At 58.5% G+C, this 7,209-nt stretch carries 9 protein-coding genes and 1 tRNA gene; 7 read left to right on the top strand and 3 right to left on the bottom strand.

The window, feature by feature from the left end; all coding sequences use genetic code 11:
• Positions 1–468: 468 nt before the first annotated feature.
• Entirely contained in the window at positions 469–951 is a 483-nt protein-coding gene (locus ACI94_RS07705) for a hypothetical protein (RefSeq protein ID WP_150468711.1), read from the bottom strand.
• Between the two features lie 451 nt (positions 952–1,402).
• On the opposite strand from ACI94_RS07705, the gene ACI94_RS07700 reads away from it, so the two are divergent.
• Positions 1,403–1,594, top strand: a complete 192-nt coding sequence (locus tag ACI94_RS07700; RefSeq protein ID WP_066957575.1) for a hypothetical protein — start codon at positions 1,403–1,405, stop codon at positions 1,592–1,594.
• Positions 1,595–1,850: 256 nt separating this feature from the next.
• Positions 1,851–2,078, top strand: coding sequence for a hypothetical protein (locus ACI94_RS07695; protein WP_066957573.1), 228 nt, complete (start codon positions 1,851–1,853; stop codon positions 2,076–2,078).
• A gap of 72 nt (positions 2,079–2,150) precedes the next feature.
• Here ACI94_RS07695 and ACI94_RS07690 read toward each other — a convergent pair whose 3' ends face one another.
• On the bottom strand, positions 2,151–2,816 hold the full coding sequence (locus ACI94_RS07690) for a dihydrofolate reductase family protein (protein WP_066957570.1): 666 nt from the start codon (positions 2,814–2,816) through the stop codon (positions 2,151–2,153).
• Positions 2,817–2,926: 110 nt separating this feature from the next.
• Between ACI94_RS07690 and ACI94_RS07685 the strand changes: the two genes are divergently transcribed.
• Together ACI94_RS07685 and ACI94_RS07680 are read left to right on the top strand one after the other, a co-directional pair.
• The gene (locus tag ACI94_RS07685) at positions 2,927–4,132 is read left to right on the top strand and encodes a deoxyguanosinetriphosphate triphosphohydrolase family protein (RefSeq protein ID WP_286681280.1); all 1,206 of its coding nucleotides are present in this window, start codon (positions 2,927–2,929) and stop codon (positions 4,130–4,132) included.
• 178 nt (positions 4,133–4,310) lie between these two features.
• Positions 4,311–5,120, top strand: coding sequence for an alpha/beta fold hydrolase (locus ACI94_RS07680; protein WP_066957566.1), 810 nt, complete (start codon positions 4,311–4,313; stop codon positions 5,118–5,120).
• Here ACI94_RS07680 and ACI94_RS07675 read toward each other — a convergent pair.
• Complete coding sequence (locus ACI94_RS07675; protein WP_066957564.1) at positions 5,091–5,381, bottom strand: hypothetical protein; 291 nt, start codon at positions 5,379–5,381, stop codon at positions 5,091–5,093. The genes ACI94_RS07680 and ACI94_RS07675 overlap by 30 nt on opposite strands.
• A 248-nt stretch (positions 5,382–5,629) precedes the next feature.
• On the opposite strand from ACI94_RS07675, the gene ACI94_RS07670 reads away from it, so the two are divergent.
• The 3 genes from ACI94_RS07670 to ACI94_RS07660 all read left to right on the top strand — a co-directional run.
• Positions 5,630–6,199 (top strand): hypothetical protein, encoded by a 570-nt coding sequence (locus ACI94_RS07670; RefSeq protein ID WP_066957562.1) that lies wholly within the window; start codon positions 5,630–5,632, stop codon positions 6,197–6,199.
• Positions 6,200–6,341: 142 nt separating this feature from the next.
• A tRNA-Cys gene (locus ACI94_RS07665) sits at positions 6,342–6,413 on the top strand.
• 11 nt (positions 6,414–6,424) lie between these two features.
• On the top strand, positions 6,425–7,209 hold a 785-nt coding region (locus tag ACI94_RS07660), incomplete at its 3' end, for an aminotransferase class V-fold PLP-dependent enzyme (RefSeq protein ID WP_286681279.1).

Genomic DNA, 7,209 nt, shown 5'->3' with positions numbered 1-7,209 from the left:
GCGTCCTCGCTTGTTATCCGGTTCTCCTCCACAGCGTGGGAGAGCGTGTTTCTCGTGTACTCTGTGTATTTCGCGTCCGGCACGTGGAACGCTTTTGGGGTTAGGTTGGTAGCCTTTGCCATACAGAGCAATTGACGTTTATCTTTATATGTGTTCCTATAGGCTCATACCCATAGGTATACGAGCCCTCCAGCGGCTTAAGATGGGGGTATGTCTCCTTCACCGTTTTCTCAAAGATTCGCCCGTTTTTTCAACATCAAGTCTCTGTTTGCATATTGGTGTTGGCTCGGTTCCATGGATTTCTTTTATCTGTTTCAACTCCTCAGGAGGTGTGGCTAAGCGAGTATCAAAACAGATTGCCTGGAGACTGCAGGAGATTATGGCATCCAACCGGACAAAACGAGAGTGGGTGGCTCGATTCCGGCCAAAAATAAGAATATCGCTGCTCTGCATGCCCTACCGGGCTTCTCAGAACAGCCACTCCCAGATCCTCATCCGGTAGTACTTACCGATACTGATATTGGGGTCCTCGTCGAGCATCTTGCTCACCCGCTTCTTCATCTTATACGATTTTTTAATCTTCAGGAACGTCTTGCTGAAGAGCATGTTGGAGGAGATCACCTGGTTGAGGTAACTGTACTGCTCCTTGATCGATTCCAGTTTCAGGCCGGCCGAAGTTTCGTCGCAGTCCTTCGACCCCACGTCCCGAAACGTACGGCAGTCCCGTATGAAGTCCGTGAAGAGCCTCATCCCCTGCTCGTACTTGTTCATGGTCGCGGTCAGGTTCAGTATTTTATCGGAGAACGAGATCACGAAGATCAGGAAGCCGAGGAACGCAATCACGTTTCGCAGATCCTGCTGATCGTGAAAGGGGAGCGACAACGAGACCAGGATGTCTGTATCCACGATACTCAGGAAGGCGATGGATGCCGAGAAGAGCAGAATGATCAACGACAGGATGTTTGAGATCCATTTATATTTCCTATACTGGTAGGCGCAGATCTCCCTGGACAGACCGGCCTTGTCCGCTAAATTGTTAACCTCCCTAACACAATCTTCTACAGTTTTCCCGCTCATTGAAGTTCCTCGCATTGCAATGAATCGTCGATGAGTTCGTTTGCCCCCCTCCGGGATCAGTATACGGAGAGGTGACGGTAATCCAGCTGAAATCGTGTAAGCAAGCGGGATCGATGCCTTTACCGGAAAGATGCAGGCACTGTTTCAACATCATCCGGTCATGTACAGAGATTGATTAATCGGGTATATACGTTTCGAAATTCGATCTCATCTGAACTGTTCCGGCATCGGATATCTGCCTTTTTCGGCCCGGCAGGGTTCAATCCAAATCAGCAAACCACCAAAAAACGGATAACCGATCCCCGCCCACGTCTCTTCCGAGAACATGCAAAACGACACTGGAACTCTGGCAATCACCATCTCACTCCTCGGCATAGCGCTTGTGTTGCACTTCTCGGCGGCACCATACTACTTCATCGGTTCTGCACCGACGGGGTTCAGCACCGGGACGCTCGGTCTGATCATCTGCATCCTCGGGGTGATCCTGGCCGGCTTTGGGGCCGCAAAGAATGCATGAGGAGCGATTGGCGACTCCTTCGGAATCCAACGCAACTCCACCCTATTCTCATGCGGCCATGGGCAACAACAAAAGCCGGTCGGATGCCCGGCAGGATGCAGGCCCTCCCTGCCAAGAATATTCGTTTATTTTTAGTGTTTAGATGGTAAAAATAAAAATCCCTAAATCTATAGGGTCTTTTCTCGATGTCGCCGTTCAGCAAGGAAAAATCCAAAAGATGAATAACCTCGGCCTGTGTATGCATACTCAGAGACCCATGGCATACGGGATCGGCACGCTGGCGCTTACCATGTATCTTCTCGGCATCGTATTTCTGATGCACTTCTCGGTCGCAGACTACTACATCTTTGGGTCCGATCCGACGGGGTTCAGCACCGAAACCCTCGGCTTGATCCTCTGCACTGCTGCGGTGCTTTTCGCCGGGTATGCCGCCTTCAGGAGGGGAGATATCGCCGTATCGATCAGGCGGCAGTTGAGGCGGTGAGCCGGGCGGTGCCGCCCCGCTGGCAGGTCTTTTTGGTCCGGCACGGGTGCTCCGCCGGATCCGCAGTCCTCCCTAATCTTTTAGAGTATACGTGAGATGGACCGTTCCGCCTTCCATCGGCACGGCTTTTTGAAGTTCGAGCGTTACCGGGCCCCCAACCTGACAAAAGAGCCTCTTCTCCTCCCCGCCGACGATGACCGGATGGACAATCAGGCTGATCGTATCCGCGATCCCTTCCTGGATCAGGACGTCGTTTAAGTCGGGGCCGGAGTCGGAGACCACCCGGGTTATACCGAATCGCTCCCCAAGTTCCAGTATGGCACCCCGAAGATCCACCCGGCTCCTGCCGCACCGAATGAACGGATACTCCCGCTCGCGGAGGTAATCGAGGTAACTTTCGGGTGTCGCCTCCGAGACAAGGACGACGACGTCCTTTGTGTGCTCCATCTTCCGGTAGAAGTGGAGCAGATCCTTGAGCACGCCCCTGCTGTCGACGATGACGAAGATGGGGCGTGGATCATCCTGTCTGACTTCTGGCCGGTGCCGGTCCGCCTCCGTCTCGGGCTCGTTGATATCCTGGTAGATCTCGATCCCCGACTTTGCAGTGGCCGAACCTGCGAGCACCGCCCCCGGCTTGAGAGCCTGGAGCACGCCGTAGTGCAGCCCGAGATCGACCTCAAAGCCCCTCACCGCGTGATCGAGGCTCACGCTGTTGTGGATGATGACTTCCGGGTACATGCGGGGAGATTCGTCTGTTCGGGATATAGTCTTCGCGGATCCGCTTCCTCCCGCCGATACAGAAAGCCCTATCCCTTTTCCCGGCCGAGAACTCTTCACTGGAGGATACCATGGAGATCCCGCCCTACATCGCCGACCGGATGGCCCGGAGAATGGCCGATCGCGAATCCCTCCTCTCGCCCCGTGCGACCCGAAACGCCGACTATATCAGGCGGTCCGGCTTCAAACCCGAAGAGCCGGTGATCCGGCCGCCGTTCTTCCGGGACGCCGACCGGATCGTCCACTCGAAGGCATACTCGCGCTACATCGACAAGACCCAGGTCTTTTACCTCGTCGAGAACGACCATATCACCCACCGCGTCCTCCACGTCCAGCTCGTCTCGAAGATTGGAAGGACGATCGGAAGAGCCCTCGGCTTAAACGAGGACCTGATCGAGGCGATCGCCCTCGGCCACGATATCGGCCACGTGCCCTACGGCCACCTCGGAGAGACGTTCCTCGACGAGCTCTGCGCCGAGCACGGACTTAGGGGGTTTTGGCACAACGTTCAGAGCGTCAGGTCCCTCGACGACATCGAGGAATGCGACCTCACGCTGCAGGTGCTCGATGGGATCCTCTGCCACAACGGCGAGTCCAATAACCATACTCTCACAATCGAGGGCGAAGCTGACTGGGACTCGTTTGAGAGTAAACTACGGAAGATCGAAGGCGGGGGCGATGCTCACCCGCTCACTGCCGAGGGATGTGTCGTGAGAATTGCCGACAGCATCTCCTACCTCGGCCGCGATCTGGCGGACGCCCTCGAGGTCGAGGTGATCGGTGAACGGGATCTCGAGGACTTCCCAGAGAACTGCATGGACCTCTTCGGTATCGCCGGAAGGAAGAGGGAAGCATTCTCCGATATCAACCGAAAGGTGCTCGACATCCTGATCCGCGACATCATCACGGAGAGCTACGATGCCGACTGCATCGCCTTCTCGGCGGAGGCGTCGGCGTGCGTCGCGGCCTTCAAGGAGTTCAACATGGAGCATATCTACTCGAACCAAAGGCTCCTCGCGAACCGGGAGAAGATCCGGTTCATGTTCCGGTATCTCTTCGATCGGATCATCGAGGACATTGAGGATGAGCGCGAGAACTCGCCGGTGTACGAGGATCTCATCAACGCACCGTGGGTGTCCCCGCGGTACGTCGCCACCGCCGCGCCGGCGGAACTCGCGAGGGACTTCATCGCCGGGATGACCGACCGCTACTTCGAGTGGGTCTTCCGGCGGAGCATCCTCCCGGAGAGAGTCCGGTCGAGGTACCGGGGATGGTGAATCCCCAGAGGTTAAGGTTCGCCCGTTATCGCGATCTCTGCCCGGAAGTTCTGATGAAAGAGACGGAGAGGGTCAGCCTCACGCTGGATTGCAGATCCGCCGAAACATACATCGTGCCGGGGATTGGATCATGAGTACATGAACCCTGCCTGCCCGGAGGAGGCGTGATACCATCCGGATGAACTCGAGGCGTCCGGCCGTCCTGGTCCACGGGTGGCGGAGCCATCCCGGCATCTGGAATCGCCTTGCCCCGGTTCTATCGGAGACCGGAGTGCCCATCTGGAGGTTTGACTACACCGCAATCCAGAACGCCGGGACAGAGGCTATCGCCCTCGCTCTCCAGGACTATATCCACAAACAGCGGAGAGAGACCGGCTACGCCGGCCCCGTCGACCTCGTCTGTCACTCGATGGGGACATGCATCGCCCGGTACCTCCTTGAGGTCCTCGACGGCAGCAAGCAAGAGGAAGAGGTTCGGCTGATCGTCGGGATCGGCCCCCCGAACAACGGCTCGGCTCTCGCCGAGCTCTTCAACGATCCCGAGCAGGGCCCGGAGGTGATCCGGCGGCTTGCAGGAGTCTTCGTCCCGGAGGACTACGACCCCGGGGAGGACACCATCGTTCAGGAGTTCCGTCCGGGCAGTAAGATCGTTTTGGCGCTTCGCCGCGCCGGGACCCGCGACGATATCGCTTACCGGCTCCTCCTCGCCGCAAACCGGACCCAAACGCCGGCGTTCTTCCCGGCGTTCGGCGGCAGAACATGGGAGATCGACCCGAACGGCGGGTGGCGGACGACGTATGCCGGGGACGGCATCGTCCCCCACACCGACTCCTACCTCCCCGGCGCGAGGGTGGATCTCCTCCCGGAGGATCCCGGGAGCCTGGCCCGGCACCCGGAGCACTATTGCCATATCATGCTGCCGAGAAACCCGGAGGTCATCGCCCGGATCACGGCTCTCCTAAAGTCTTCGGAGGGCCTGCCGCGCTGACTCCGCCCAGGCGTTGATTGCCCGTTCCAGGTCCTCACCAGCCTTTCGTGCCGTCCGTTCTATATGCTCGTGCCCCTCGGGCGTTCCAAGGAGGTGGTGGCCCGCGTTCATAACGTCGTTGACGGCTTTTCGGACCGATTCGGCTGCCTCGTGTATGCGTTCTTCAACGGTGGGAGCGGCCGGAGCCTCCTCCTCCACAGGTTCGGGGTCGGGGTCAACCACCCACCTCCCCTGAACAAAACGACCTTTTTCCTCGCTCATAAACTTGGGTGTAGGTCTCTCCCGAATAAAAATCTGCTTTTTTACGCCATGGCTTCCCGGGTAGGCCCTTTCTTGTATCGGGGAGGACCCGGGTGATGCCTGAATCTTATGGCGCGTCAGGACGCTATCCAACCCCCTGCATCTTTTCGAGGCGTCTTGAGCCCCTGAATACCTGCATGGAGCCTCTACTGCGTCCGGGACAATCCCGGTGCACAGGTTAATTATCTCCTGGGCACAGGGGAAGACCCATGTTCCTGGTTGCCGGCCTCGAGCGGTGTGAGCGGGCTCTTGCATCTGGGCGCTGCATTTTTGCGATCGCACGAATTGCCACGCTTGTTATCCTCTTCCTCCTGGCTCTCCCGCTCCTTCTCGGATTCGCCTTCGGAGTGCCCCCGTTGGTGATCGTTACGCTCATCGCATCGACGCTTGCCTTCCAGGCGATCGCGGCCGTCATCGGCCTTGGGTTTGGGCTTCATCCTGCGATCGTGCTTGCCCTCCTGACATCGGTGGCGGTAGGGGTCATGATCGGTATCCTCGAACTCTGCTATCTCTTCGGCGGGCGTTTTCGTCTGCTCCAGCGACTGATCCAGACGACCAATGCAAGGGCGGGCAGGGTTGCCTTTCTTGGGCGATACGGGGCCCTGATGCTCATCCCGACAATATGGTTCCCCGGAATTGCCCTCTATGGGACTCCCGTCGTCGCCTGGCTCTTTCAGTATCCGCGGTTCTCCTCCCTCCTCTGCATGACCGCCGGCTGGGCGATCGCCGTCGTCACGGTCATGGCGGCGGCGTCGTGGCTCGTTCGCCTGGCGTTCTGAGCCGCGGCAGTCCTTGCTTTTGTCCGATCGCGGATAACTTTTGCCTCCTTCTCTCCTCCGGCGGGCCGCACAATCCCAAGGTATAAATATTCACAATTGTTATCTATGATAGTAGAATTAACAATTGTTAACCCCCTATCCTGCCGAGGTGGCGGAACGGCTACGCGGTTGACTGCAGATCAACTCCATCCCGGTTCGACTCCGGGCCTCGGCTTGAGGTGTTCCATGAAAGAACAGGTTCAGAAGACGTTTGAAGCCCTCTTCGCCCTTGAAGATATCCGGGAAGTGCTCCGGGAGGCGCTCCCGACCGGTCTCGATCCCGACGAGGAGCAGGCTGTACGGGAGGGCGTCGCCCGGGTCCGCGCCATCCTTGACGACCTGGAGGCGGGGACCGGGACCCCTGCTGTCACGAAGATCGCGGGCACCCTCGATATTCGGAATCGTGAAGAGGCTTATATCAATATCCAGCCGATCCAGGCCGCCGGCCGCCTGACCCTCGAGGCCCGGAAGGCGCTCATCGCCTACGGCGACGGCTACTCAACCTGCGACGCCTGCCGAAAGCCCTTCCGGCTTGATAAGATCACGAAGCCCTCCATTGCGGCGTTCCACGAGGACCTCGCGAAGTTCGTGAACATGGACGTGGCCCGTGTCGTCCCCGGAGCCCGCAGGGGATTTCAGGCGGTCGCCTCCACCCTCGTCTCGAAAGGCGACCCCGTCATCGTCTCGCCCCTCGCCCACTACACGGAGTTCCTGGCGGTCGAAGAGGCGGGAGGCGTCGTGAAGGAGGTCCCGATCTCGAAGGAGAACCTCGTCACCCCCGACGCCGTCGCCGAAAAGATCGAGGAGGTCATCAGGGAGACCGGGAAAAACCCGGCGCTCGCCATGTTCGACCATGTCGACTACCAGTTCGGGAACCTCCACGACGTCGCCGGCATCGCGAAGGTCGTCCACCAGTACGACATCCCGTTCCTCTACAACGGTGCCTACACGGTCGGCGTCATGCCGGTCGA

Source organism: Methanoculleus sp. DTU007, from assembly GCF_001512385.1.
GTDB lineage: Archaea > Halobacteriota > Methanomicrobia > Methanomicrobiales > Methanoculleaceae > Methanoculleus > Methanoculleus thermophilus.
The sequence above is the reverse complement of the archived record's forward strand: the minus strand, read 5'-3'. Positions and strand labels throughout refer to the sequence as shown.

Bases quoted from the DNA above. Each gene is read 5' to 3' on its own strand.
- ACI94_RS07700 (WP_066957575.1), top strand. From the start codon at position 1,403: ATGCAAAACGACACTGGAACTCTGGCAATCACCATCTCACTCCTCGGC.
- ACI94_RS07695 (WP_066957573.1), top strand. From the start codon at position 1,851: ATGGCATACGGGATCGGCACGCTGGCGCTTACCATGTATCTTCTCGGC.
- ACI94_RS07690 (WP_066957570.1), bottom strand. From the start codon at position 2,816: ATGTACCCGGAAGTCATCATCCACAACAGCGTGAGCCTCGATCACGCG.
- ACI94_RS07685 (WP_286681280.1), top strand. From the start codon at position 2,927: ATGGAGATCCCGCCCTACATCGCCGACCGGATGGCCCGGAGAATGGCC.
- ACI94_RS07680 (WP_066957566.1), top strand. From the start codon at position 4,311: ATGAACTCGAGGCGTCCGGCCGTCCTGGTCCACGGGTGGCGGAGCCAT.
- ACI94_RS07675 (WP_066957564.1), bottom strand. From the start codon at position 5,381: ATGAGCGAGGAAAAAGGTCGTTTTGTTCAGGGGAGGTGGGTGGTTGAC.
- ACI94_RS07670 (WP_066957562.1), top strand. From the start codon at position 5,630: ATGTTCCTGGTTGCCGGCCTCGAGCGGTGTGAGCGGGCTCTTGCATCT.